This window comes from Pseudoalteromonas sp. T1lg24, from assembly GCF_002964745.1.
Classification (GTDB): domain Bacteria; phylum Pseudomonadota; class Gammaproteobacteria; order Enterobacterales; family Alteromonadaceae; genus Pseudoalteromonas; species Pseudoalteromonas spongiae.
This window is the reverse complement of record NZ_PQCB01000033.1, coordinates 1,515,385-1,542,365: the sequence shown is the minus strand read 5'-3', so window position 1 is coordinate 1,542,365 and position 26,981 is coordinate 1,515,385. Positions and strand designations below refer to the sequence as shown.

Sequence of the window (26,981 nt, the reverse complement as noted above, 5' to 3'; positions counted from 1 at the left end):
GAAATTTGCGTTTAGTATTTCATGCTTCAATTATTACATGTGCACTGGTTTTTTTGTCTGCTTGCAGCAGCATAACCAGCGGACAGCTATTTTCCAACTACACTGAACAACTCACCCCTGCTCGTAACGCATTACAGAGCGCAAACATGCAACAAGCCGCAAGTTTGCTACCAACACATTCAGCAAATAACGTATCTAATACGCTAGGTCAGCTTGAAAATGCAAGGGTGTCACAACTCTCTGAAAATTACACAGACAGCAAAGTTGCATTCGAAAACGCCCTGCATCAGATTGATAAACAAAATTTTGCAGCAAATATTGAAATCAGTGAAGGATTGCAAACAACGGCGTCGTTTTTAACTAATGACAATGTAAGAGACTACCGCGTCCCCTACTTTGAACAAACTATGGTGCACACGCTGCAATCGCTTAACTATGTCGCTTTAAAAAATATAGAAGGTGCGTTAGTAGAAGTTAGACGCGCTAATTTAATACAGCAACAGGCACTTAAAAAAAATCAAAACGAATTAGAAAAAGCAGCAGCAAAAACATCGTTAGATTTAAACGACCTATACAGCCGCTATCCAACTATGGACGATATGATTGGCTCGGTTAAAAATGGCTTTCAAAATGCGTTTACGTTTTATTTGTCAGGTTTTTTATACGAAGCTACGGGTGAATACAATGCCGCTTATATCGATTACAAACGTGCAATCGATATATATTCTGAAAACACCTATTTACAGCAAGATATTTTGCGTTTAGCTAAGTACCTTGGCTTTAGTGACGAATATGACTACTTCAAAGCGCGATTTAATGCTGATTTGCCCCAAACGAAGAATAACCAAGTGCCAGTGCTTGTGTTAATAGAGCAAGGCTTAATTCCTGAAAAAACAGAAGCTCGTATCGATTTGCCAATATTTACATCCCGCGATGATATTCGTTTTTATAGTGTTGCATTACCAAGTTATGCAAATAACCATGAATACGCAGCACCTCTATCTATTAATATTGGCGAACAAACATTACAAAGCGAGACAATCGTTAAACTCTCTGCCCTTGCGGCAAAAGATTTAAAGGAGCGTATGCCCGGAATCGTTGCAAGGCAAATAACACGGCTAATCGCAAAAGAGCAATTTAGAAAAAGCGCCGCGCGCAATGGCGGTGATGTTGGCAATATAATCGCAACACTTTACAACCTTGCGAGCGAGCGTGCAGATACTCGCTCGTGGTTAACGCTCGCGAATAATTATCAAATTGCAAAAACATATCTTACAAGCGGTGAGCATACGCTTTCGATAAATTTAAATGGGATAACACATCCCGTTTCGTTTTCAACAGATGGTAACAAATCCGTTTTGATTAAGGTCGTTAATCTTGGTTCGACACTAAATACAACGGTTTATACGATATAGGTGATGAATATGAAAAACATAATTGGCATTTTAATTTTCTTTGCGTTGTTACAAGGTTGTGCCGGCAAGCCCGTCACATCTGGAACAGGAACCGAACAGATCACAGCAAACGATAATTGGCAGGCGCATTTAAAAGTTGATAATCCAACACTTGCAAAACGATTAGTCATTTCAAATGTACTCACGCGTACAACCAATGGCCTGCTTGACGTAAATTTAGAATTAACCAGCAGCTATAAAAAAACGCAAAACCTACAGTACCATTTTAATTGGTTTGATAAAGACGGCTTTGTAATTGAGCAAGGTAAAGAGCCGTGGAAGTCATTGCCACTTCACGGTCATCAAGTTGTAAATTTAGGTGCAATTGCACCAACAAAAGACGTTGTGAAATTTCGTTTGTATGTACGCGAAATCAACGAAACAATTTATCGCTTTTAGTACATAAGCTCTGTGCGAAAAATATTAAGGAATTACTATGAAAAACAGTTTATTTACATTAAGCCTATTAACAACATTAGCGATTAGTGGGTGTGCAAACCGAGAAGTGGTGACATATGGCGATGCAACAGAAGTAGAAACAGTCGACATTGGTTTTGGTTCGACCGACTTACAAAAAGTCGCGGCTGAAATGACGGATTCGCTATTGGTTTCTGCTGCGATGAAAGAGTTTAGTCAAAATGGCAGACCTATCTTTTTCGTTGAACGTATCAAGAACAAAACCAGCGAACACATAGATACAGAATCGATTACAGACTCTATATCAACTAAACTATTACGCTCTGGAAGCGTGCGTTTTGTTGATATGGCGCGTGTTGAAGCAGCCCGTGAGCAATTAACGTTTCAGCAAGATGGTGGCATGGTGGATCAAAGTAAGGCGATTGCTTTTGGACAGCATGTTGGCGCTGAATATATGTTATATGGCAATCTTTCAAGCATTGTAAAGTTCAACAAAGACAAACAAGATGTTTATTACAAATTCACTATGCGATTAATGGACCTTAAAACTGGCTTAGTTGAATGGGCTGATGAAACAGAGATCCGTAAAAATCGTGAGAAAAAACGTGTAGGTTGGTAATGCTATGAATATGCGCATTTTTGTCATAATTTCGACACTCGTTTTAGCTATAGTGAGTTGTAAAACCCTTGGTTATGAGCGTAATAAAGCGGTTCCCGTAGAAAAAGTGGTTTATGGCAAAGTAGAGACTGTTCGCCATATTACTGATACTGAATTGATACGCGATAAATCAGCGGGTTGGAAACACTTTGGTGGAGCACTCTTGGCGGCGTTATTGGTAACCAATTTGGTGATGGAAGCGGTCAAGTTGCCGCAACCATACTGGGCTCTATCATTGGCGCGTCGATTGCTAAAAATAATATTCCGGATTACCGACAGCGTACTGTAAAGCTGATTGAAATGATGATTTTAACTGAAGATAAACAACGCGTTATGGTAATACAAGATTACGACAGCCACATGCAATTTAGCAAAGGGTCAACGGTGAGAATCGTTTATCTACAGTCAAATACCGTGCGTGTTGATACCGCTTACTAAATAAATTGAAAATATAAGATTGGAATTGCGGCGATTGCCAGTACAAGAATAAAGTACAATATGATGTCTTTATGAACAGATCCTTTGCCTTGTGATTTTGCCATTATTAAACTCCTTTTAATGTGACGTTATCATAAGTATAAACTACCTGAAAAGAAAGGGTTAAATATTCTTTTTTATTTGTAGCGCGTTCGATATCAGCTTGTTAATTAAGGTAATAATTAGCACCTTTACGATACTAAGGTGCTAATTTTATTTTTAACTTTGAGCTTAATGTTTTACATAAGTTTAATTTTTAAATTTGGTAATGCTGCTTCAAGTTCTATTTCATGACCTAAGCGCAACACTTTAAACGTTACTTTATCGCCACCTTTCAGTGAACGCATATAATTTAGAATATTAAGATAATTTTGCTCTTCACCCGTTAATATATGCGGGCCAATCGACAAAACAACATCCCCTCCTAAGATAATTGGGTTGTTATCGATAATGGCTGGCACTATTCCGCCTTTAAGCCCGAGTTTTTCCGCAAAACTTTGCGTTGTTACTTTTTCAACTAATAACCCTGCTCGTTGCGGAATATTTAATGCAGCTGCCATTACCGGTGTTAAAAAAGTGTATTCAAAACCAAACCACACCATAGGTTGCGCGATTAAAATATCTTTAACCATTGCAGTGCTTGCAGCAAAACCAAGACCTTCGTTACCGCCAGAACGAGATTGGATATAGCTGACAACACCAATTAATTCGCCATTATCTAAAAATAATGGGCCACCGGAATTACCTTGGTTTATTGCAGCGTCTGTTTGAATAAACTCAATTTTATTAAATCCAGGGCGCTGATAAATGCGTTTACCACTGAAGTGCCCTACTGTTAATGTGTGTTCTAACCCATAAGGCGTGCCAATAACAAACACCTCATTACCAATTTCAGCATTATTTGAATCCCCCAGTTTTACGAACGGAAAATCAGTTTCGTTGCTGATCAATTTAATTAACGCAATATCCGCAGCTTCAAAACTAGCCAATACTTTTGCTTTGTAAGTACCGCGTTCTTTTACCGTAACCGTAAGTTCATCTGCACTATTTACTACGTGCGCCGCGGTTAATATTAAACCTTGTTGATTTATCAGCGTGCCTGAGCCCAAGCTGCTCGCTGTTTTGGTCACTAACTTGTCGTCTTCAGCTCTTACTTCTTGGCTGTCTGAATAAATAATAACGACAGATTTATCGAGCTTTTTATAAAGGCTACTATAATCCTTTGAAAAAGCAGAAACACTAACAAGTACCATCAATAAGAGCGCTGGCTTAAGTATATTTTTAAACACGACTATTCCTTGGGGTGTAATTGAGTCGTGTTATTTTTGAGTGTAATGTTGTCAAAGTAAACAACAATTTTTCAATGCGTTATTGACTAAGCACGTTTAGTGGAAATGAATAATAACAGGAATGGTTTGTTAAAGATTAAAGTGGCGCGCTCAACACTGGTTGAGCGCGCCATTTTATCGTAACTTATAAGCTCTTAGGGTAATCGACACCTAACCACGCTTTAAACAATGCTTTTTGTTTGCGAGATGGTTTTTTAACTAAACTAATAACCTTAGGGCTACTCGCTTTTTCACTCAGTAATAATTTAGTTGAATGTAAGGTGTCACGTCTAAAATAACTGATATCAATTGATTGACCTGGCTTAAAGCGTTTTAGATATTTATCAAATGGTTCGCTAATTCGCTGACCGTTAATCGCAACAATAATATCGCTAGTAGTTAATCCTGCTTTCCATGCGCTTCCTTCGCGCTTAACTTTATTTATAAAAACTTGGCCTTCTTTATAATCACCATTTAAATCAGCACTTGCAGCAAAGCTTACGCTTTTTGGATAATCAAACTTAAGGCCAACAGTATTTAGCATGTCATCAAAATTAAGCATTGCGGGGCTATCAATATTTTGTTGCCACCACGCAGTGTAATCGTTGCCAGATACCGCCTTTAAAATCGTTTTTACATCGCCGCTAGTGAATCCTTTTGGCAAGGCAAAATCTTTATAAAGCGCACGATGTACATCGCGATAACTGACCTTACCATTACTATCTGAAATAAGTTTTACATCTAGCGCCCACGATAACAAGGCACCTTCACTGTAAATATTGGTCGAAAAGTTAGTATCATGATCTCCCCCTTGATTTATCCATTTATCAAAGCTGGTTTCAGATGCCGATTGGATTTCACGACCAGGTCGTGCAAGGTGTTTATTAATGTTTTTAGACAACCCCTTAAAGTATTCTTTCAACGTAATAATATCGCCACGAATTAACAATAAGTCGTCAAAATAGCTGGTTGAGCCTTCCGCTACCCAAAGTAAATCTGTGTAATTATGGTCTGTATAGTTGTAAGGCGTTAAGCCTTGTGGGCGATACCCTTTTACATTCCAAGTGTGAACAAATTCGTGAGAGGCGGTGGTAATAAATCCTATGTAATCATCTCTTTCACGAAAAGAATCACGCTGACGTTGGATGATGGTTGAGTTGAGGTGTTCTGTCGCACCTCTTGCACCACTGGTCGCATGTACCATAAAAACGTAACGTTTATATGGGTAGGCGTGCCAAATATCTGAACCTGTTTTAACTAACTTTTTAAGGTCAGTAATCATTTTATCAGTGTCGTAGTTACCCTCACCCCATACAACAAGTTCATAGTCGCGATCATCTACTTGCCATTTGAATAGCTTATTAATACCGGTTTCAATGGGTGAATCAACAAGAATATCATAGTTATCGGCGACGAATTGATGTGCGTGCTCACCATTATCCATGCCTGATACACTGCGCCAATCAGATGGTACGTTTAAGTCCACAGTCACCTTTTGGTCACGATAGGCTTCTGAAAACATAAAAAAGCCTGATGCATCGATAAATGCATGGCTATCATCGATATGACGTGAACGCATGCCTAACTCGTTTGCGTAAACTTGATAGCTGATTTTTACTTTTTGATTAGGTGTGGTGCTAATCTGCCAAGAGTTAGAATCAATTTTTTGCCAATTTAACGCTTTCCCGCTTTCGTCTTGTGCACTAAATAAACGAATGCCGTTCGCCATATCCAGTAATTCATAACGGCCAGTACGCCACGAAGGTAATTTTACGATTAATTGTTCTGAACCACTCGGAAACTCGGCGCTGACATCACCTAAATGATGTTCACCTTGTGCAATCGTTAGTTGATAATCAACCTTGGCAAATACCGGACTTGTATAAAATAATGACGCCGTAACAAACGGAAGAAAAGCAGGAATAAAACGTTTCATAATACCATTAAGCAAAGTAGAAAATTACGTAACCCTAGCAATTTTCACTTTTTAATACCAGCATCTGAGGTAGTCGCCTACTGTTTATATTCTATATGTAACGTTATGAATAATTGAGTAACCATGATGTAACAAAATGATTATAACCGTTTAGTGTGATTATCATTAAATTAACAACAATCAACTTGCAACAAAATCGCTATACCTTAGAAGATTCAAAACCTTAATCCAGAACATCACAACAATAGCTAAGCTAACTATTTAAATTTTATGTATTTAGTCGAATAAGAACAAATTCTTAAAAAGCAACTATGCTTTAGTATAAGCATATTTTGACTCGAAATTGACAGCGCATTGAGATAAACTTCAACTGCTCAAAAGAAATAGGTAAAAATTACGGTGTCTCAGCAAGTTAGTATTCTACGCACAAAGTTAGACTCAGCAATCAAAGGGCGTAAACAACTCGAACATGCTTATAAAGTACAAGTTGACTATTTAACTCAATTCATCGCCAAACTATCGTTAGTTTGCAAAGGTTTAGACCTTGAATTAGATAATCGCTTAGCAAAGTATCGCAGTACGATTCAAAAAGGTGTTGATTACGAACAGTTAGTCCCGCTACTTGAAGAGATCTCGAAACTATTTAAAGAGCAAGCCACTCGCGCAGAAACCAATCTAAAGGCGTTACACCAAAGCGTCGACTCCGCTGGCAGAAAGCTTCAACGCCAAAAGGGATTGCCTGACGATTTACGTCGCAATCTTCGCATTTTACTGACAAGTGATTTAGAGAATGTAAAAGCAACCACCGAGTTTATTCCTGTATTAACGCGCCTTGTAGAAATTTATCATGCAGTGTTAGAGAAAAAACACCAAGCAGACGGTAGCGACGCCATAGTAGAATCTGCAGAACTTGCGCAAGAGTTACAAAATTTACTCAGTGAATTAGCGTTTGAAGGCGAAAGTGGTAAACGCATTGATTCAATAAAACAAAAAGTGTCACAGGAATTTAGTTTACCTGTACTACTGGATTGTTGCGTCGAAATTATTCGAATTATTGTTGAAACAATTTCTCAAGAACGTGCGTCTGCACAGAAGTTCTTATTTGCAATCAATGAAACGCTAAGTTTATTGCAAGCGAGTTTAATGGAGTCAGTAAAACGCTCTAGCCAAATAAACTCGCAAATGGAAGATTTAAACGCGCAAATTCAGCACAAAATGCACACCATTAGCCAAGATGTTGATGAAGCGCAAAATATAACCACGCTAAAACAGCTTATTTCCGAAAAAATGGAATCGTTAACGGTTGATCTCGCAAATAAAGAAAAGCTAGAGCAACAAGAACGAGAAGAGCTGGTCACTACGTTAAAAGAAATGGGTGAGCGTGTTAATAAACTCGAGAAAGAAACCGAGCAATATCAAGAGCGTCTAGCCGAGCAACGTTTCAAGAGTTTACAAGATAGCCTAACTCAACTGCCAAATCGCGCAGCGTTTGATGAACGCTTTGCGCTTGAATACAACACTTTTAAGCGCGACCACCACGACCTGTGTATTGTGGTTGCAGATATCGACCATTTTAAAGCGATTAATGATAATTACGGTCATAGCGCGGGTGATAAAACCTTGCAAGTAGTGGCTAAAGCACTCAAAAAAGCCATTCGTGTTACCGACTTTATCGCTCGCTTTGGTGGTGAAGAATTTGTACTTATTATGCCCCATAGCAAGTTAGAACAAATTTCGGTACCACTGGAAAAACTAAGGCGTTCCGTTAAGGCAATTCCATTTAAATTTAAACAAAAAGCAGTAACCATTACTATCTCGTTTGGTGCAACACAGTTAAAAGAAGGCGATTCAATGCAAGAAGCCTTCGACCGAGCAGACGAAGCTTTGTACCAAGCGAAGAACTCAGGACGTGACCGCATTGTTCTAAAAAATTAGCTTGCTTAGTGATGATAAAAAACTATATTTAAATTAAGTGCTTATTATAATTTGCATAATTTAAATATAGTTTAGACGTACAAGGAGTCGCCTATGCAAGTACAGATCAATCCAACAGGCGCGTTAGATTTACTTTCACAATTAGAAGTTGAAGCGCTTAAACGCTCATCAACCAGCGAGCTTTATCGCTTATTCCGTAATTGTTCGCTCGCAGTTCTTAATGTCGGTAGTCATACCGATTCTAGTGTTGAAATTTACGATAAATACCAAGACTTTGATATCAATTTACTGTGTCGTGAGCGCGGTATCAAAGTAGAACTTATTAACCCCCCTGAGCATGCATTTGTCGATGGTAAAATTATTACCGGTATTAACGAACATTTACTCGCAGTTATTCGCGACATTGTGTTTATTAAAGACAAATATCAAGATGGCAAAATTAACCTTACGAGTTCATCGCACATTACCCATGTTGTATTCGATATGCTGCGTAATGCTCGGGTATTAAAGCCAAGCGAAGATCCCAACATGATCGTGTGTTGGGGCGGGCATTCTATTAAAGAAGTTGAATATAAGTACACCAAAGAAGTTGGGTATCAACTAGGCTTACGTAATTTAAATATATGCACTGGTTGTGGACCAGGCGCAATGAAAGGCCCGATGAAAGGCGCCACAATTGGACATGCAAAACAACGTTTTACGCAAAACCGTTACTTAGGGTTAACTGAACCAAGTATTATTGCGGCCGAGCCCCCTAACCCAATTGTTAATCAGCTGGTAATTTTACCTGATATCGAAAAGCGCTTAGAGGCATTTATTCGAACTGCGCACGGTATAATTATTTTTCCGGGCGGTGCAGGCACAGCCGAAGAATTACTTTATTTATTGGGCATTTTGCTTCACCCTGATAACGCAAAACAAGCACTGCCGGTGGTGTTAACTGGCCCTGAATCGTCGCGTGCTTATTTTGATGAGCTGGTTAACTTTGTAAAAGAGACCCTTGGCGACGAAGCACTTTCTAAATTTAAAGTGATCATTGATGACCCTGAAGCAGTTGGTAAGTATTTTAGTCAAAATATGGCTAACGTTAGAGAATACCGTAAAGAACGAGGCGATGCTTACCACTATAACTGGTCTTTGAAAATTGAGCCTGAATTTCAATTACCGTTTGAGCCAACACATAATAATATGGCAAACCTTAATTTAAACTTGAACCAACCGAAAGAGCAATTAGCCGCTAATTTAAGGCGTGCGTTTTCTGGCATTGTTGCCGGTAACGTTAAAGATGAAGGCATTAAAGCGATTAAGCGCAATGGTGTGTTTGCACTTTCGGGCGACAAAGAATTAATGACTAAAATGGATAAGCTGCTCGCTGCATTTGTAGCTCAAGGAAGAATGAAACTACCTGGTGCGGTTTATACCCCCTGCTATCGTATAGAAACTTAATATTCTGAACAAAAACAGGTAAAATGGCGCTTCATTAGCGCCTTTTTTATGTTCATAATTTAGTTCATTTACAACGCGTATTAGTTTTTCTTAACGTTAAGGTATTCATGGCAACTCATTTACTACTCATTGATGCGCTTAATTTAATAAGGCGAATTTATGCTGTTGATAGTCAACAAGCAGGAAATGATGCAAATTTGGCTGCCAAAAATACCTATTTTAGGGTCGTTAATGCGGCGCGAAAACTGTTAAAAAATACGAACGCTACACATGCTATTGCCGTGTTTGATGGTGATACGAGCTGGCGCTATCACTATTATGCAGATTACAAACAATCACGAAAGCCAATGCCTAATGAGTTGGCTGACGCATTGCCAAAACTTTACCAAGCATTTTCAGAACTTGGCATAACGGTTTATGTTCCTGAGCACGATGAAGCAGACGACGTAATCGCAACACTGGCAAGTAAAGCGTCTACCAATAAAGTAACGTCAACAATAGTCTCTACCGACAAAGGTTTTTTGCCTTTACTTGGCGACTACATTCATGTGTATGACTACTTTAAAAGCGAATATATTTCGATTCAGTCTGTAATTGATAAATTTTCGTTAGCCCCCTCACAACTCACCGATTTTTGGGCGCTCAACGGCGATAAAACGAATGATATTCCGGGGGTAAGTGGAATTGGCAAGCAAGGCGCAGTCAATTTATTAACGCAATTCCCGTCAGTTGAAGATGCCCTTTTAGCGACTGACTATCCAGATGAGTTAAAACGTGTTTTCAACAAGTTAAACGACAATCATGATGCGTATATTCGTGCTAAGCTATTGGTAAGTTTGCGCCAAGATATTCATCTTGGTTTCAGTTTGAAGGCGCTACGTTTACCGAGTTCTTAGTATGAATAATAAAATTCTGAAATACATTGTCTTAGGGTTAGGGATTTATGCGATTGCCGCGGGCCTTATTATCAACTTTTATAAAGACGACCCACAAGGCATGTATTGGCAAGATAGGGAATCTTTCAATAAACGGTATCTTAGTAAATTAAAGGCCGACTCTCCTGTGTTTTTAGATCAAGTATTTAACAACTTAGGGTCACCTGACTTAACGTTTGCAAAGCGCAAAGGTGACGACGTATTTCAAATTATCTATTACCGCACGCAGCATGAACATTCTGATGGTATTACTACCAAAGATGAATGCACAGGGATGTTTTTCAAAAATGAACAACTCGTTGCGTGGGGTCCTGGCGCAGAAATTGCGTATGATAGAGTTAATTAACGAAGAATAAGTGAACATTTGAGTGGATTTAGCCCAGCAATTAATGGAGAGCGTGGATAGTTTAGACAAACTATTTAACGTTTATAATGACAAAACCCAATGGCGTTCAGCCTACCCATTACTTGTTGATGCCGCGACACGCATTGAAGAAACATTTCACGCTAATCAAAACGTCTCGATAGCAACCCTTGCTGTTTATAACGCAAAGTACAGTTACGCAACTAATTTGATTAGTCGCCAATGTATTTTAATTTGTATTTTTGCAAAGATAAGCGGTTTAAATCGTATCGCGTGCGTAAAATTACTGCAAAGTGCGATATCGCATTGTGTATCCATATCTAACGAACTTAATTGTGTTGCTGCAAAAACATTGTTAAATGCAAAACAACATGAGCGCTACAAAAACCGTTATCGCTACACCTATCAGTTTGTTAAACCACATTTAAGCAAATTGCCGTTATTGCAAACCGATCTTGTCGCTAAAATAAAACAGCAACCGCACTATTCTATCGATAACCGAATTGTGCGTTTAAGTTACGTACTGGCAAAAGCGATTACCTGTGTTGATGATATGCCAGCGCGCACCTTACGTGACGCAATACACACTGTTTATTTAAAGGCAACCCGTACTGAAGATAAGTCACTTTTAACTGAACTTGGCCAACTATTTAATAACCCATTACCCGGAGAGACGGTTCGAAACGAAGGGCTCGAATTACGTGTATTGGGACAAGTATCAAACAATAAATTACTGTGTTACCACACCGATAGTAAGTCATTTAAAGAAGTAAAAACCAGTGCACGTGTAGTTAAGCATCGCGTTGCCGCGACGAATCAAATTGAATCGCTTATTGGTTTGTGGCAAAAATTGCCGGAGCTAGTGAAGTTCGTCAACGCACCTCATATTAATGAATACTTTACTACTCATGATTTACACGTAATTCGAAAAGCGGCGCATTTTAGTATTGGAAAATTACTTGGCGAGCTTGCAAAAAATCCAAATGCCAACACGTTAGTGCTTAATTTAGCACAGCGATTTTCACACAATCCCATATCAGATATTAGGCACGCCATTGCACTAGTAGGCATTGAGCAATTACCTGACTTATTAGAAAATCAGCAGTTATTGCAACGTTTACGCAGTTTAGGAAAGCTCAATTGGCATTACGTTGAAAATCGCGTTTCGTTGTTGATTGCGTTTATTGAAAGCTACAAAATAATCGACCCGCATTTTCCATGTCAAAAAGTCATCAATTACGCATTAAAGTACATCGCATTTACGTTTAAACTGTTTCCGCACGGCATAGTTTTGCCGATAAACACCACTACGCCCAAACACAGCATTACAGATATCAATTCGTTAGTTAATTTCTATGCGTTACATAACCAAGAATTACCTGATCAGGTAAAAGCAAATCCGTTTTTTGAAATTAGCCAAAATGGGTATCAATTAACTGAGGGTACAGAGGTACACAGTGCGTGTTTTGTCCACTTAGTAATTTGTAATTTGGTTTACTTAGGCCAAACGTTAGAGCAACAACCGGCGCACATAAAGCAGCAGATGATTTATGCTCAACAACAACTTCAAATAGAAAATTTAGATAATTATTTAACCAAGTTATTAGACTTTAGTCCTGTTAACAGGGTTTTATAATTACAAATACCGTCATTTTTACGCCTTTTGTGGATTAATCTGCTAAAAATTGCTATAAATAGCCGTTGAATAATAATATGAGCAAGCATTAATAACTAACCAGTTGGCATCACGATGCTATGCTTGTTCGTGACAATCTCACGTACACAGTTACCCAACCGGGTAGCTCGATTCAGTTAAAGGAAAATTTAATGTCTAAGCAAACCATTACGGTTATTAAAGGCGATGGTATTGGTCCAAGCATCATTGATTCAGCGCTTGAGATCCTAAATGCAGTTGGTTGCGATTATGAGTATGAATTTGTTGATGCGGGTCTTGCTGCACTTGAAAAAACAGGTGAGCTTTTACCACAAGCAACCCTTGATGCAATCGAACGCAACAAAATCACTTTAAAAGGCCCGCTAACAACACCTGTAGGTGAAGGCTTTACGTCAATTAACGTTACATTACGTAAAAAGTTTAACTTGTACGCTAACGTTCGTCCAGTTAAGTCATTTGAAGGTACTAAAGCGCGTTACGACGACATTGATATCATTACAATCCGTGAAAATACACAGGGCATGTACTCTGGTCTTGGCCAAGTTGTATCTGAAGATGGTACTGAAGCAGAGGCAATGTCAAAGATCACACGTGAAGGTGCTGAGAAAATCGTTACTTTCGCTTACGAACTAGCAAAACGTGAAGGTCGTAAAAAAGTAACTGCTGTACACAAAGCAAACATTCTGAAATCGACATCGGGCCTTTTCTTGAAAGTAGCGCGTGAAGTTGCTGAGCGTTATCCTGAAATTGAATCTGCTGAAATGATTGTAGATGCGACATGCATGAAGCTAGTAATGAACCCAGAAGAATTCGACGTGATGGTTACAACTAACCTATTCGGTGACATTCTTTCTGATTTATGTGCTGGCCTTGTTGGTGGTTTAGGTATGGCACCAGGTGCAAATATTGGTAAAGATGCTGCTATTTTTGAAGCGGTACACGGTAGTGCACCAGATATCGCTGGTAAAAACCTTGCAAACCCAACATCTGTGATTCTTGCGTCTATTCAAATGCTAGAGTATTTAGGTGAAGCAGAAAAAGCTGAGCGTATTCGTAAAGCCATTGCTCACGTAATTAAAACAGGCGACCGTACTACACGCGACTTAGGTGGTAGCCACGGAACGACTGACTTTACCCAAGCAGTTATCGAAGCATTATAATTTTTAAAAAGGTGACGTAAGTCACCTTTTTTTATCGCATTTTCTTGCCTTTTACTTTCGTCATTTTAGACTACTACCCGCTGACAATCAGTAAACGAGGACACAATGAAACTAATCAAATCAGCATTAGCTGTCGCGCTAGGTTTATCTACAAGCGCTGCCTTTGCTAATGACACACTAACACTAGAAGATTTAACAAAAATCCAATCAGTTGGCCAAACTGCAATTAGCCCAGATGGCGATGCAGTTGCATTTACCCGCTCTGTGCCACGTGAAATTTATGTCGAAAAAGATGGTTTTAACTACAGCGAACTTTATCTTACTGACGCTAAAGGTAATGAGCGCCCTTTCATTACTGGTAAAGTAAATATCTCAAGTCTTGAGTATTCTGCGGACGGTAAGTTTGTTTACTTCTTAGCAAAGTTTAAAGAAGACAAATTTAAAACCCTTTACCGCATTCCGGTAAATGGTGGTCAATGGCAAAAAGTAATTGCCTTAAAAGGCACGTCTATTTCGTCTTATGACCTAAGTCCAGACAACAAACAGGTTGCGATAATTGCAAAGCCTGCTAAACCGAAAACAGACAAAGAATTGGCAAAATTAGGCTTTAAAGCAGAAACTTATGAGCTTGGTTTAACAACTGCAGAATTAATGGTTGTTGATTTAGCTGTAAACGAAAAGCCAATCGCCCTTGAAGGGTTAGGAATTGATCAATACGTAAGCGATGTTAACTGGTCAAGTGATGCTAAAAAGCTACTAGTTAAAACACAGCCTTCAGCACTTATCGACGATAAGTACATGAAATCAACATGGCATATCTTTGATCTTTCGAGCAAAAAAGTAGTTACTTCATTTGCAACTGAAGGCAAATTAGGCGCAGCTGAATTTTCACCAAATGGTAAGTATGTTGCAATTCTTGGTGCACAAGACAAGCACGACCCAGCAACAGGCCGCTTATATTTGGCAGATGCAGAATCAGGTAAAATTGAAAACTGGTTACCTAATTTTGAAGGCCACATCAGCGATTTCGAATGGGCAAATAAGTCAAATACCCTGCATTTCGTTGCGCAAATTGATACTGAGAGCTTTATCGCAACAATTAAGCCGGGCTCAAGTAAATACAAAACCAAGCTTAAACGCGGTAAATTAATTGCTGGCCGTTTATCTATTTCAGATTCAGATAAGACAGTTGCGTTTGCGGGTCACTCACGTAAACACCCGACTGAAGCGTTTATGCTACGTGGTAAAAAAGATATTCGCGTATCAGATTCAAACGCGTGGTTAAACGACAAACGTCTAGCTAAACAAGAAACTATCTCGTTCAAAGCCGAAGATGGAACACGTTTAGATGGCGTACTTGTTTATCCATTAGATTATCAAGAAGGTACTCGTTATCCGCTAATTATGTCGGTTCACGGTGGCCCTGAAAGTCACGACAAAGATGGGTGGGTAACTAATTACTCTCGTCCTGGTCAAGTAGCTGCTGCACGTGGTTACGCAGTTCTGTACCCTAACTACCGTGGTTCGACAGGTAAAGGCGTTGACTACTCTAAACTTGGTCAAAATGACTATGCAGGCGAAGAGTTCAACGATCTTGTTCGTTTCAAGCAACACCTTGTCGATAAAGGCTTAGTTGATACTAAACGCGTTGGTATTACAGGTGGTTCGTACGGTGGTTATGCGTCAGCATGGGCTGCTACAAAACTCACTGAACATTTTGCAACATCGGTAATGTTTGTTGGTGTAACTAACCAATTATCAAAATTTGGTACTACTGACATTTCGAACGAAATGCACCTAGTACACGCGCGTTCTTACCCTTGGGACAAATGGCAATGGTATTTAGAGCGTTCACCTATTTATTGGGCTGGTCAATCTAAAACACCATTATTGATCATGCACGGTAAAGACGATCCTCGTGTTCACCCAGCACAATCAATGGAACTTTACCGTTATATGAAAGTACAAGGTAAAGACGTACGCTTAATTTACTACCCAGGCGAAGGTCACGGTAACAAGCGTATGGCTGCTAAATATGATTACAGCCTACGTTTAATGCGTTGGATGGATAACTACTTGTTAAATGGTAAAACTGAAATGCCAGAGTACAAGATTGACCACGCAGCAAATTTAAAAGCGAAAAAAGAAGAAAATAAATAATTATTTTCCTATTTGAATAAAGGCCCTAATTGGGCCTTTTTTTATGTACAAAATTCCGACATAAATTAACGTACTAATTCAGTAATAACAAATTATTGTATACACTTTCAAAAGATTGCATTTTCAATTCACCGGCAATCAAAGATAACCAGAAAAACCACATTTTTAATTTTAATACTGATAATAATGAATTATTTATGTCAATTGAAGAATTCACCGTTGACAACGGTTAACAAAAATAATACAAATACGTTAATCAATTTTTAGAGCAAATTTAAATGACATTATTTCTTCTACTAACAGTCTTCGTCCTGGTCTTAATTAAGTCGCCAGCGGGGAGCTATTAGTTAATTTTGTCATACTGAATTTAATAAGCCCCCGCAACTAGCGGGGGTTTTTTTTATCTACTGCACAGAGGAATGAGGATGGACAGTAATAAAATGTCTGGTGCTGAGCTTGTTGTTAAAGCGTTAAAAGCACTTAAGGTTAAATATATTTTTGGGTATCCCGGTGGTAGCGTATTAGATATTTATGATGCCCTATTTGCCGAGAATGAGCTTGATCATATTTTAGTGCGTCACGAGCAAGCAGCGACACATATGGCCGATGGTTTTGCGCGCGCAACAGGTGAAGTGGGCGTTGTACTTGCCACATCAGGGCCTGGTGCAACTAACTGCGTTACTGGTATTGCAACTGCTTATATGGATTCAATTCCAATGGTAGTTTTATCTGGCCAAGTACCCACCAATTTAATTGGCGATGACGCCTTTCAAGAAACGGATATTGTTGGTTGCTCACGTCCAATCGTAAAACACAGCTTTAACTGTCGTGATGCAGAAAAGATCCCAGAAACCCTAGCAAAAGCGTTTTATCTTGCTGCGTCAGGTCGACCTGGCCCCGTTGTTGTGGAATTGCCAAAAGATATATTGAATCCGGCACTTGCGTTTGATTACATTATGCCAGATGACATATCGATGCGTTCGTACAGCCCCAATACCAAAGGTCATCCAAAGCAAATCAAAAAAGCAGCATCGGCTATTTTAAATGCTAAACGCCTTGTTATTTACTCAGGTGGCGGCGTTGTATTATCAGATACATCAGAGCAATTAACAGAGCTAGTTGAAAGCTTGAATGCGCCTTGTACCAACACCCTTATGGGATTAGGTGGTATTTCAGGCACACACCCTAACTTTATTGGCATGCTTGGCATGCACGGTAATTTGGAAGCAAACAAAGCAATGGCAAATGCCGATGTTATTCTTGCATTAGGTGCACGCTTTGACGATCGCGTAACGAACAATGTTAAGAAGTTTTGCCCCAACGCAACCATTGTGCAGGTTGATGTTGACCCAACGTCTATCTCTAAAACCATTCACTGTCATATACCGGTTGTTGGCGATCTTGCGACTGTATTTGCACAATTGCAAAGTGCGATTAGTAAAAGCGAGATTCAAATTGACCGCGCTGCGCAAGAAGATTGGTGGCGACAAATTAATAATTGGCGCGAACAGCGTTGTTTAAGTTTTGAAAATGACTCAAAGAAAATTAAACCACAAGCCGCAATTAAAGCGCTCTACGAAGTAACCAAGGGTGATGCCTATATTAGTTCAGACGTGGGTCAGCACCAAATGTTTGCTGCACAACACTACCCTTTTGCAAAACCACGTCAGTGGATTAATTCTGGTGGCCTTGGCACTATGGGTTTTGGCTTTCCTGCAGCGATGGGAGTAAAACTCGCTTTTCCTGAAAAAGAATCAGTATGTGTTACCGGCGATGGGTCGATTCAAATGAATATTCAAGAATTATCAACCTGTATGCAATATGGCTTGCCAGTAAAAATAGTGTCTTTAAATAACCGATCACTTGGCATGGTACGCCAATGGCAAGACATGATTTATTCAGGTCGCCACTCATGTTCTTATATGGAATCCCTGCCTGATTTTGTAAAACTCGCAGAGAGTTATGGCCATATTGGTATTCGCATTGACCACCCAAGCGAACTTAATGAAAAGTTAAAAGAAGCATTTTCCCATAAAGACAAACTGGTATTTATCGACATCAATGTAGATGAAAATGAACACGTGTACCCAATGCAAATTCGTCATGGCTCAGTTGATGAGATGTGGCTGAAAAAAGGAGTAAAAGCATAATGCGTCATATTTTAAGCATTCTTTTAGAAAATGAGCCAGGCGCCCTATCACGTATTGTTGGTTTATTTTCGCAGCGCGCCTACAACATTGACAGCTTAACTGTGGGTCCAACTGATGATGACTCATTATCGCGCATCACAATAACCACCACAGGTAATGACCGTATTCTTGAACAAATCACTAAGCAAGTTAATAAGTTAGTAGATGTACATAAAGTGATTGACCTGAGTGATGCAAGTCATATTGAACGTGAGTTATTGTTAGTTAAAGTGATGGCTCATGAAGAGAAAACACGTGCGGCCGTAACCCGTGTGGTTGATATTTTCGGTGCATCAATTTTAGATATGGGTAAAACAACCTACACACTGCAGTTAGTTGGCGCAGTTGACAAGCTCGCATCTTTTATTGATACCTTAAAAAATGAAACTGAGGTGATTGAGGTTGTGCGATCTGGCGCAGTTGGTTTAAGTCGTGGCGACAAAGCGTTAAGACCAAAGTAAATAGGAAATTACGCTGTTTTGCAAACTAGGTTGGATTATTCAATGTAAATAACTACGTTGCAGGTTCAGCCTGGTTAGCATGTTTCTACCCAGCACCATTTTATCGAATAATTACCAGATGGGTTTAAGTCACAGTTGAATAACAGACAATAAAAAAGGAGCTTAACGCTCCTTTTTAAAGTTATTGGGATGATAACTTTTACAAATTAGTTAACGCTGTCTTTAAGACCTTTACCTGCTTTGAAAGTAGGGATGTTAGCTGCAGCGATTTGAATTTCTTCACCAGTTTGTGGGTTACGGCCTGTGCGCGCTGCACGTGCTTTAACAGAGAAAGTACCGAAACCAACTAGCGCTACAGAGTTACCGTCTTTTAATGATGTAGACACTGCACCAGTGAATGCGTCTAATGCGCGAGCTGCTGCTGCTTTAGAAATTTCTGCGTCCGCAGCGATTTTTTCAACTAATTGTGCTTTGTTCATTATAGATTCCTATCTTTATTATTTTGCCTTTGCAGACCCTATAGTTATGCATTTTTTCTGGCTTGGCAATACGTATTTGTCATTTTTTAAGCAAAATCACCAAAAAAATTGATTTTAAGTTAGTAATTTAATGATCTTGTTGCTTAAACGGCCTGCTGCTTAGACTTTACGAGTAATTGTGTTGCGATAAAACAAAGCCATAGGCTTACAACCGGCGAAAGTAATAGGCTTAGAAGGTCTGCATAGTTTGCTAAAAAGTAACTTAAATCCATTTTTATCATCCCAGATATTGAGTATTTATTACTTAGTCGCATCGAGATCAAAAAAGGTTGAAAAAATAGTATTAAATTTTAAAAAATGTTGCAGTTTGTTTTGTTTTTAAACAATTAACTGATAAAAATAGACTTAAAAGGATTAATTAGGATTTCGTAATGACAATTCTCACTAGTAAATGGAAGTTATCGGTTATCACCCTGTTTTTAACTTCTTGTCATACTTCTCACGCACTAGCAAATAAAGATTTGGCAAAGCACGAACAATTCGAAAGTGACTTTATTTACCTTGGCGCTCAAATTGGCTCAATTCGTTATCAACACGGTTGCGAGCCTTGGGCAGTTAATTGTGATAAACGTGACACAGCGTTTAGTGGTTTAATTGGGTATCAATTTAAAAACAATTATTTCATTGAATCATCCTTGATAGACTTAGGTGATGTAAATGCAACGTATTTTGAAAGTGGTATTAATGTACCTTACCAAGGAGAAATTAAAGCATGGGATGCTGCGATTGGCTATGATTTAGAACTGAGTGATAATTTTTACACATTCGCAAAAGTAGGTGTGCTTAATTGGTATGGTGAAACACAATCACCTTCACAAAAGCGTAAAGATGATGGTTTTACCACTACAGCATCACTCGGCTTGAAATACAATTTTGCTGAAAACTGGCAAGCGCGTTTAACCTATCAATATATAAATGACTTAGGTAGCCAAAAAATTGGGAGCAGTAATGGCCATATTGGTTGGCTAGGCTTGTCATATCAATTTAAACGTAAAAAACAAACTGATCCACAGCATATCGTTCCTGCTGCAAAACCTCAGCAAACTACAAAAGAAAAATCCATTCAAATACCAGCGGTTAAAGAACTAACAAAAGTAGTGGCAGAACAATCAATTACTACCTTATTTGCATTCGATAGTAGTTATTTTGTGCCCTCAACTGAATTTAATGAGTTTTTAACACATATAAAAAGCTACCCAACAACTCAGATTACCATCAAAGCGTATACCGACAGTAAAGGCTCAGCTGAATATAACAACCGGCTTTCAAAACAACGTGCTGAAGCGATAAAAAATTATCTAGCAAATCATGGAATCGACGAAAGCAGAATTACAGTTGCATTCTTTGGTGAAACTCACCCCATTATGGATAATGATACAGAAGATCATCGAAAACATAATCGTCGTGCAGTAGTCACATCGTCAGAAATTGAAGTTAGAATTAATAAAGAGGTTCAGTAAATGGCTAAGTTTGTTAAGTTTTTATTGACCCTAAATGCATTTTTACTGCTCAGTGCTTGTGGTGGTGATAATTCTGGCCTCCCTAAAAGTGATTGTGGTGGTGATAATAATCCCTGTGATCCCTACCCCGTTGCACTCGTCGTTACGCCTGATAATGTCACTGTGCCTACTGAAGTTGATATAAACTACACCGCCATGGTCACCTTGAGTGATGGCTCGACACATGATGTTACTGACAGTGCGTCTTGGCAAATCGCTGAAAATTCTATTGCAACAATTACAGCCTCTGGTTTGGCAACAACGGTTAGCGTTGGAGCCACAACTGTTTCTGCAAGTTATTCAGCAAGTAATGGTGTCACCGTATCAGATGACACTGCCTTAACCGTCAATGATGCTGATTTAATTGGGCTTGATGTTACGCCACTGCAGCATCAAACACTAGTAGGGTTAACGACAGAGTACCGTGCATATGCGCGTTATCAAAGTGGTCAACGATTTGATGTAACACAATCTACTAACTGGCAAATTCAAGACGCTGAACTAGCTGAGATCCAAGTAAACGATTCAGACTCTATTTCTGTAGTTGCAAAACAAACAGGTATTACTTATGTCAGAGCTATATTTAAGTCACTCGAAAACCAAGGTCAACTTGCGATTATTGATAGCCCTGTTTCGTCACTTGTGATAACACCTATCGATAAACGACTCCCTCTTGGTACACAAGCACAATATCAAGCGAACTTAATTCTTAAAAATGGACAGTCTATAGATGTAACACTGCAATCAAGCTGGAAAATTGAAGACGATACAATTGGTCAATTTAATAGAACACAAGTGTTTAATGCTGCAAGTGTTGGCTCAACGTCTATTTCAGCAGCCTTTGCTTATGAAGATATTCACTTAACTGACTCAACTTCTGTGACTGTTTCAGATGCTGTTGCAGAACGTTTATTAATTACACCTCAAGATGGTGTATTTCCCTTGGGTACTCAAGGCCAGTATAAAGCTGAAGCACTTTACAGTGATGGTCACGTTGAAGATGTAACCCTTAGCAGCTCATGGAGTTTAGCGGATGACATTGGTTTAATTTCACCAAATGGTAATGACGCTGGCTATGCAATTGCTACCAGTGTTGGTAAGTCCACCGTTTCAGCTCAATTTGCAAACCTCAGAGCCAACACTTCTGTTGAAGTAACGAATGCTGAACTTGTTGAACTGACATTAACACCTATTAATTATATAACGCCTTTAGGTACCCATGTTTCATATTCCGGTTATGCTCGTTTTACTGATGAATCTGTACAAAATGTTACTCAGTTAGGTGTTTGGTCAAGTTCTGAACAAGAAATAGCTAATATTGGCTTCACTGGTGCCCAATCTGGTATCGCAAAGACTTATACCCCTGGCGTTACCCAAATCTGTATTAATTATTTAGATAAACAAGCTTGTACTTCACTTACTGTAACCGCAGCTGTATCAGAAAAACTGGTTATTACCCCAGTTGATGCACAAGTACCACTTGGTACAGAAGGCCAATATACCGCGACAGCACACTATACTGATGGGCACACAGTAGATGTAACGAACATTGCTACTTGGCAAATTAGTGATACAAACATTGCTGCCATCGAAACCTCTGGCCTAAATGGTGGCTATACAATTAGTAAATCTGTAGGGCAAACAAATGTATCGGCTAGCTTTGAATCACTTATAGACAGTACCTCGCTAACTATTACAGAAGCTGATCTTGTTTCCTTAGTAATAAGCCCATCTAATTCAACTATTGCAAAAGGTAATAGCCAATCATATGAAGTTATAGGTCAATATACTGACGGCAGTTTTAAAGATTTAACTAGTCAAGCAACTTGGCAATCAAGTGATAACAATATTGCCTATATATCCTCACCTTCAATCGCAGTCGGTGCAAATACCGGTAGCGTTAACATTATTGCGACAGTTCAAGATCAACAAGTATCTACAAAACTAACCGTTACTTCTGCAGAGATTACCCATATCGCAGTGATGCCCACTTCTTTAAAAATAGCTAAAGGCCATAGAGGTCAGTTAACAGCAACAGCCTACTATACAGATTCGACATCTGCAGATATCACCCAAATCGCAACGTGGAAATCATTTGATGGCAGTATTGCAGCTGTGACAGCTTCAGGCGCTAGTGGTGGATTGGTATATGGATTAGAAATTGGTCAAACAACCGTAACAGCCACTTATAACGGAATGAAAGATGACGCGTTAATCACCGTCACAGAAGCTATACTTGACCAAGTTGTGTTAGAGCCAAAAGTTGCAACTGTTGCAGCTGGTGTTAATCAAATATATACCCTTCGTGCAATCTATTCTGACGGCACATCTAATAATGTAACATCATCAGCCAGTTGGATCTCTAGCGCAAGCGCTGTCGCAACAATGAATACTGCAGGTTTAGCTACAACATACACTGCAGGTCAAACAAATATTACTGGTCAGTATCAAGGCATGAATGATTCTGGTGTGCTAACAGTCACACAGGCAGTTATCACTGAGCTACAAGTCACACCAGTAAATATTAAAAAACCAAAAGGCAGCCAAGGACAATACACTGCTAAAGCTATCTATTCTGACAAAACAATAAAAGATGTGACAACTCAAGCGCTTTGGCAATCGGCAGATGCAAGTATCGTGTCTATCGAAACAGGTTCAGTAAACCCAGGCCTCGCGTTTGGTGAAAATGTTGGGACCACAGAAATTTCAGCCCAATTTGACGGTCAAACCGGTAAAACTAATGCAACGGTTACCGATGCTGAGCTTGTTACCTTAGTTATATCACCGGAAATTGCAAGTATTCCAGCTGGCACTACGCAACAATATAATTTACTGGGTATTTATACCGACAGTTCAACCCGCGATCTAACAGCACAAGCAACATGGCAAAGCAGTGATAATACAATTGCTTCTATTTCAAATACCGGGTTAGCAAGGGGGAATTTACAAGGCTCCGTAACGATAAGTGCAAATGTAAAAGGAAAAACAGCAACAGCAGCACTCAAAGTTAATGAAGCGGTTATCACACACCTTGAAGTAAGCCCTAAAGCAAATATTATCGCTAAAGGTACGTCTACTCAATTAAAAGCAACAGCATATTATACTGACCTTTCGAGTAAGGATGTTACATCACTTGCTACTTGGATTAGTGACGACAGTTCAGTTGCGAGTGTTGGTAATATAACAACAGGTGGCTTTGTAACGGGAAACGATAAAGGAAATACAATTATTGAGGTAAGCTTTGATGGTATGACTGATACTTCAGCGGTTGAAGTTATAAATGCAGAACTTGTTAATGTTGTAATTACACCTAAAACGACTTCAATACCAATAGGTTTAACTACTCAATTTGAATTAGTTGCTCATTATACTGACGCAACACAAATTTCCGTTACTTTATCTGCTGATTGGTCTGCCACAACGTCAACAATTGCAAGTATTGATAACAAAGGTCTTGCTAAAGCTAATAGTAAAGGTATAACCCAAATTACAGGTACATTCGAAGGGATGTCTGATAGTGCTGAAATTACTGTTACTGATGCCGTTATTACAAAACTACAAGTGACGCCTGCAACAGTTTCTGTACCACTCGGTACACAAGGTCAATTTGATGCACAGGCATTTTATTCTGATGGACACAGTGAAAAAGTTACTTCTCTTGCCGTTTGGCAATCTAATGACTCATCAATTGCGAATGTCGATTCAATAGGTGCTAATGCTGGTTTCGCATGGACCCAGGCTGTTGGCACTACTCAGATTAGTGCGAGTTATGACGGTATGATAGGAACAGCTGAAGTTACCGTTACAGATGCTGAGCTTGTATCCATCAACATATCACCAGTTACAAAAACAACCTATGTAGGTGGTCAAGTACAGTATCAGGCATTTGGTATTTATACTGACGCATCAAACAAAGATCTTACCACGTTTGCAACCTGGTTTAGTGATGATACTAGTATTGCATCGATTGATGCTGTGGGGTTAGCAACTGGTAATGCTGAAGGTGATGTAACAATAACTGCTAGTTATAACAGTATTACATCGAATGACGCTAACCTGACTGTTGGTCCTGCTATTATTGAAAGACTTGTTGTTTATCCTACCCCTCAAGAGACGCCTGCTGGTTCAGAAATACAGTTCAAAGCGCATGCTTATTTCAGTGACTCAAGTAACTTTGATGTTACTAAATTGGTAAATTGGCAATCTTTAGAACAATCGATTGCAGTTCATAATGGTAATGGTTTATTTGCAACACTAGTTGAAGGTGCTACAGCCGTTCAAGCTGATTATCAGGGGCTGACGTCTACAGGTGAGCTTATAGTAACAGCCGCAGTTATCGATTCATTAACTATTTCGCCAGTTAGCGCTGAACTCAATGTAAGTGAAACAAAACAATTTAAAACTTTCGTAAATTACTCTAATGGTACAAGTTTCGAAGTTACTAACAGTTCAAATTGGCAAATTAGTGATACTTCGATTGCTACGGTTTCAACGTCGGGTCTAGTAACAGCGAATCAGCAAGGTTACACCCAAGTACAAGCTGAATATAGAGGTAAAATTGCTCTTGCAGATATCACAGTGACAGGCAAAGCAATTGACCGTATATCTGTTACACCATTCTTAAAACAAATTAATGAAGGTGAAACCTTTAATTTTCAAGCACAAGCAATTCACCCTGATGGTTCTTTTACCAATGTTACAACACTTGCTACATGGAAATCGGATAATACAGGCGTTGCAACAGTTATTACCTCAGGAGCAGACGGCGGTCTCGCGACCGGTAATAATGATGGTGTTGCTAGAATTTCTGCCACTTATGCTGGGCTAACGGGTAATGGTCAACTAACTGTGTTAGCACTACCGCCACAATTAACCGGTATTGTGATTGAGCCTGCAAATGTTAATGTCTACGTTAACGGTTCTCGTCAGCTCAGTGCCTACGCTATATATGACAATGATTTTACGAATTTAATTGACGTTACCAATACCAGTGATTGGACAATTGATGATGATTCGTTGGCATTCATTTCAACCCCAGGTCTCGTAAATGGTACATTAATTGGCACAACACAGGTTAATGCAACATTCCAAGGTCAAACAGGCTCGACTCAACTAAATGTATTCGATGATCCAGTCGAATATCTCGAAATATCACCTAACGACCCAGAAGTGCCAATTGAAACAATAGGTCGATTTAAGGTAATTGCAGCTTACGTTTCTGGCCATATTGAAGATGTGACAACACAGGCAACTTGGACATCGTCTGATACCTCGGTGGTATCTATCGTGCCGACAGGCGCAGAAGGCGGAACTGCAAGCGCAATTGCGGTTGGTACATCGAAAATCAAAGCGATGTTTAAGGGAGAGTTTGATACTACCGTTGTAACCGTTACTGGCCCAACTCTGTCAAATGTGTATATTGACCCAACTTCATTTTCGGTTCACGTCAGTGCCGATGGTAAATCTGAAGTAAAAGCAAAAGCCTACGCTGATTTTTCTGATGGCAATACACTCGATGTAACACAAGATGGTCAATGGCGCATGGCTGATGAATCCATAGCATTTGTGAACCCGCAAGGCCCAAATATCTTTGTAGTAGGTGTAAGCCCCGGAAACACAGAATTACTGTTTAACTATGCAGGGATGAGTGATACAGCCGATGTCGAAGTATATGCATCACAACTTAAAGAGATAATTGTCTCGCCTGCTAATGAGGTTGTTCCCGAGTCACAGACAATCCAATATACCGCAAAAGGGGTATACGCAAACGGCACTGAGCTTGATATCACAGAATCGGTAAATTGGACGATTGAAGATGATTCAATCGCTACCGTTAACGAAAGCAATGGTAAAGTAACGACTAAGCAACGTGGCGTAACTAACGTTATCGCAAGCTCCAATGGCACTTCAGGTGAAGCTAAACTAACCGTTTCTGAGTTCTCGCTTTATTATATGGAAGTAAACCCTGAACCAATTAATATGCGAGTGGGTCAATCCCAACAATTGGCGTGTTACGCCGTTTACGTATTGATTGAAGACACAAGTGTTCAGCAGCGAATTGATGTAACGACACAAGCTGACTGGCAGCTAAGATTCTCGTCAGACATCGTTGAATTAAGTTCAAGTGGTTATATATCTGCAAAATCGACAGGTACAAATCAAGTTGAGTGTCGTTTAGATAATGGAAATGGATCATTCACCGTACATGAAGTAGATTTAACGGTGACATACTAAAAATAAAAAACCCGCTAGCCCAGCGGGTTTTTGCTTTTCATAAACTCATAAATACTCGGGATATAAACTTAAAATCATCTTTTAGGCTTTAAGTTAGCATCATCATGCCAAAAT

Annotated in this window: 17 protein-coding genes and 1 pseudogene; 15 read left to right on the top strand and 3 right to left on the bottom strand. The window is 39.3% G+C overall.

The window, feature by feature from the left end; all coding sequences use genetic code 11:
- Positions 1-146: 146 nt before the first annotated feature.
- From C2M30_RS19070 to C2M30_RS22175, 4 genes and pseudogenes are all read left to right on the top strand, one after another.
- Positions 147-1,415, top strand: a complete 1,269-nt coding sequence (locus C2M30_RS19070) for a COG3014 family protein (RefSeq protein WP_158683581.1) — start codon at positions 147-149, stop codon at positions 1,413-1,415.
- Positions 1,416-1,424: 9 nt separating this feature from the next.
- Positions 1,425-1,853 (top strand): YcfL family protein, encoded by a 429-nt coding sequence (locus C2M30_RS19065; protein ID WP_105172898.1) that lies wholly within the window; start codon positions 1,425-1,427, stop codon positions 1,851-1,853.
- Positions 1,854-1,890: 37 nt separating this feature from the next.
- Entirely contained in the window at positions 1,891-2,490 is a 600-nt protein-coding gene (gene lpoB, locus C2M30_RS19060) for a penicillin-binding protein activator LpoB (protein ID WP_105172897.1), read from the top strand.
- A gap of 10 nt (positions 2,491-2,500) precedes the next feature.
- A pseudogene (locus tag C2M30_RS22175) lies at positions 2,501-2,967 on the top strand (glycine zipper 2TM domain-containing protein).
- 278 nt (positions 2,968-3,245) lie between these two features.
- Here the strand turns inward: C2M30_RS22175 and C2M30_RS19050 are convergent.
- Positions 3,246-4,295, bottom strand: a complete 1,050-nt coding sequence (locus tag C2M30_RS19050; protein WP_105172896.1) for a S1C family serine protease — start codon at positions 4,293-4,295, stop codon at positions 3,246-3,248.
- Positions 4,296-4,479: 184 nt separating this feature from the next.
- The gene (locus C2M30_RS19045) at positions 4,480-6,270 is read right to left on the bottom strand and encodes a M61 family metallopeptidase (protein WP_105172895.1); all 1,791 of its coding nucleotides are present in this window, start codon (positions 6,268-6,270) and stop codon (positions 4,480-4,482) included.
- Positions 6,271-6,669: 399 nt separating this feature from the next.
- Between C2M30_RS19045 and C2M30_RS19040 the strand changes: the two genes are divergently transcribed.
- From C2M30_RS19040 to ilvN, 9 genes are all read left to right on the top strand, one after another.
- Positions 6,670-8,205: a GGDEF domain-containing protein gene (locus C2M30_RS19040; protein ID WP_105172894.1), complete on the top strand. Its 1,536-nt coding sequence runs from the start codon at positions 6,670-6,672 to the stop codon at positions 8,203-8,205.
- Positions 8,206-8,298: 93 nt separating this feature from the next.
- Complete coding sequence (ppnN, locus tag C2M30_RS19035; protein ID WP_105172893.1) at positions 8,299-9,651, top strand: nucleotide 5'-monophosphate nucleosidase PpnN; 1,353 nt, start codon at positions 8,299-8,301, stop codon at positions 9,649-9,651.
- Between the two features lie 107 nt (positions 9,652-9,758).
- Entirely contained in the window at positions 9,759-10,547 is a 789-nt protein-coding gene (gene xni, locus C2M30_RS19030; RefSeq protein WP_105172892.1) for a flap endonuclease Xni, read from the top strand.
- Position 10,548: 1 nt separating this feature from the next.
- Positions 10,549-10,932, top strand: a complete 384-nt coding sequence (locus C2M30_RS19025; RefSeq protein WP_010559153.1) for a DUF3192 domain-containing protein — start codon at positions 10,549-10,551, stop codon at positions 10,930-10,932.
- A gap of 52 nt (positions 10,933-10,984) precedes the next feature.
- Positions 10,985-12,586 carry a hypothetical protein gene (locus C2M30_RS19020; protein WP_158683579.1) on the top strand — a complete coding sequence of 534 codons (1,602 nt, stop codon included), beginning with the start codon at positions 10,985-10,987 and terminating at the stop codon, positions 12,584-12,586.
- Positions 12,587-12,777: 191 nt separating this feature from the next.
- Positions 12,778-13,785, top strand: coding sequence for an isocitrate dehydrogenase (locus C2M30_RS19015; RefSeq protein ID WP_010559151.1), 1,008 nt, complete (start codon positions 12,778-12,780; stop codon positions 13,783-13,785).
- Between the two features lie 105 nt (positions 13,786-13,890).
- The gene (locus C2M30_RS19010; RefSeq protein ID WP_105172890.1) at positions 13,891-15,945 is read left to right on the top strand and encodes an alpha/beta hydrolase family protein; all 2,055 of its coding nucleotides are present in this window, start codon (positions 13,891-13,893) and stop codon (positions 15,943-15,945) included.
- A 425-nt stretch (positions 15,946-16,370) separates the two neighbouring features.
- Entirely contained in the window at positions 16,371-18,095 is a 1,725-nt protein-coding gene (locus tag C2M30_RS19005; RefSeq protein WP_105172889.1) for an acetolactate synthase 3 large subunit, read from the top strand.
- Entirely contained in the window at positions 18,095-18,595 is a 501-nt protein-coding gene (gene ilvN / locus C2M30_RS19000; RefSeq protein WP_010559148.1) for an acetolactate synthase small subunit, read from the top strand. The genes C2M30_RS19005 and ilvN overlap by 1 nt, the downstream gene beginning before the upstream one ends.
- A 206-nt stretch (positions 18,596-18,801) precedes the next feature.
- Here the strand turns inward: ilvN and C2M30_RS18995 are convergent, their stop codons facing one another.
- Positions 18,802-19,074 (bottom strand): HU family DNA-binding protein, encoded by a 273-nt coding sequence (locus C2M30_RS18995; RefSeq protein ID WP_010559147.1) that lies wholly within the window; start codon positions 19,072-19,074, stop codon positions 18,802-18,804.
- Positions 19,075-19,505: 431 nt separating this feature from the next.
- Between C2M30_RS18995 and C2M30_RS18990 the strand changes: the two genes are divergently transcribed.
- Together C2M30_RS18990 and C2M30_RS18985 are read left to right on the top strand one after the other, a co-directional pair.
- The gene (locus tag C2M30_RS18990; protein ID WP_105172888.1) at positions 19,506-20,594 is read left to right on the top strand and encodes an OmpA family protein; all 1,089 of its coding nucleotides are present in this window, start codon (positions 19,506-19,508) and stop codon (positions 20,592-20,594) included.
- Complete coding sequence (locus C2M30_RS18985; RefSeq protein WP_105172887.1) at positions 20,595-26,867, top strand: Ig-like domain-containing protein; 6,273 nt, start codon at positions 20,595-20,597, stop codon at positions 26,865-26,867. It begins immediately after the preceding gene.
- The last annotated feature ends 114 nt before the right edge of the window (positions 26,868-26,981 follow it).

Bases quoted from the DNA above. Each gene is read 5' to 3' on its own strand.
- C2M30_RS18990 (WP_105172888.1), top strand. From the start codon at position 19,506: ATGACAATTCTCACTAGTAAATGGAAGTTATCGGTTATCACCCTGTTT.
- C2M30_RS19070 (WP_158683581.1), top strand. From the start codon at position 147: ATGCAACAAGCCGCAAGTTTGCTACCAACACATTCAGCAAATAACGTA.
- C2M30_RS18995 (WP_010559147.1), bottom strand. From the start codon at position 19,074: ATGAACAAAGCACAATTAGTTGAAAAAATCGCTGCGGACGCAGAAATT.
- ppnN (WP_105172893.1), top strand. From the start codon at position 8,299: ATGCAAGTACAGATCAATCCAACAGGCGCGTTAGATTTACTTTCACAA.
- C2M30_RS19015 (WP_010559151.1), top strand. From the start codon at position 12,778: ATGTCTAAGCAAACCATTACGGTTATTAAAGGCGATGGTATTGGTCCA.
- C2M30_RS19065 (WP_105172898.1), top strand. From the start codon at position 1,425: ATGAAAAACATAATTGGCATTTTAATTTTCTTTGCGTTGTTACAAGGT.
- ilvN (WP_010559148.1), top strand. From the start codon at position 18,095: ATGCGTCATATTTTAAGCATTCTTTTAGAAAATGAGCCAGGCGCCCTA.
- xni (WP_105172892.1), top strand. From the start codon at position 9,759: ATGGCAACTCATTTACTACTCATTGATGCGCTTAATTTAATAAGGCGA.
- C2M30_RS19010 (WP_105172890.1), top strand. From the start codon at position 13,891: ATGAAACTAATCAAATCAGCATTAGCTGTCGCGCTAGGTTTATCTACA.
- C2M30_RS18985 (WP_105172887.1), top strand. From the start codon at position 20,595: ATGGCTAAGTTTGTTAAGTTTTTATTGACCCTAAATGCATTTTTACTG.
- C2M30_RS19005 (WP_105172889.1), top strand. From the start codon at position 16,371: ATGGACAGTAATAAAATGTCTGGTGCTGAGCTTGTTGTTAAAGCGTTA.
- lpoB (WP_105172897.1), top strand. From the start codon at position 1,891: ATGAAAAACAGTTTATTTACATTAAGCCTATTAACAACATTAGCGATT.
- C2M30_RS19025 (WP_010559153.1), top strand. From the start codon at position 10,549: ATGAATAATAAAATTCTGAAATACATTGTCTTAGGGTTAGGGATTTAT.
- C2M30_RS19045 (WP_105172895.1), bottom strand. From the start codon at position 6,270: ATGAAACGTTTTATTCCTGCTTTTCTTCCGTTTGTTACGGCGTCATTA.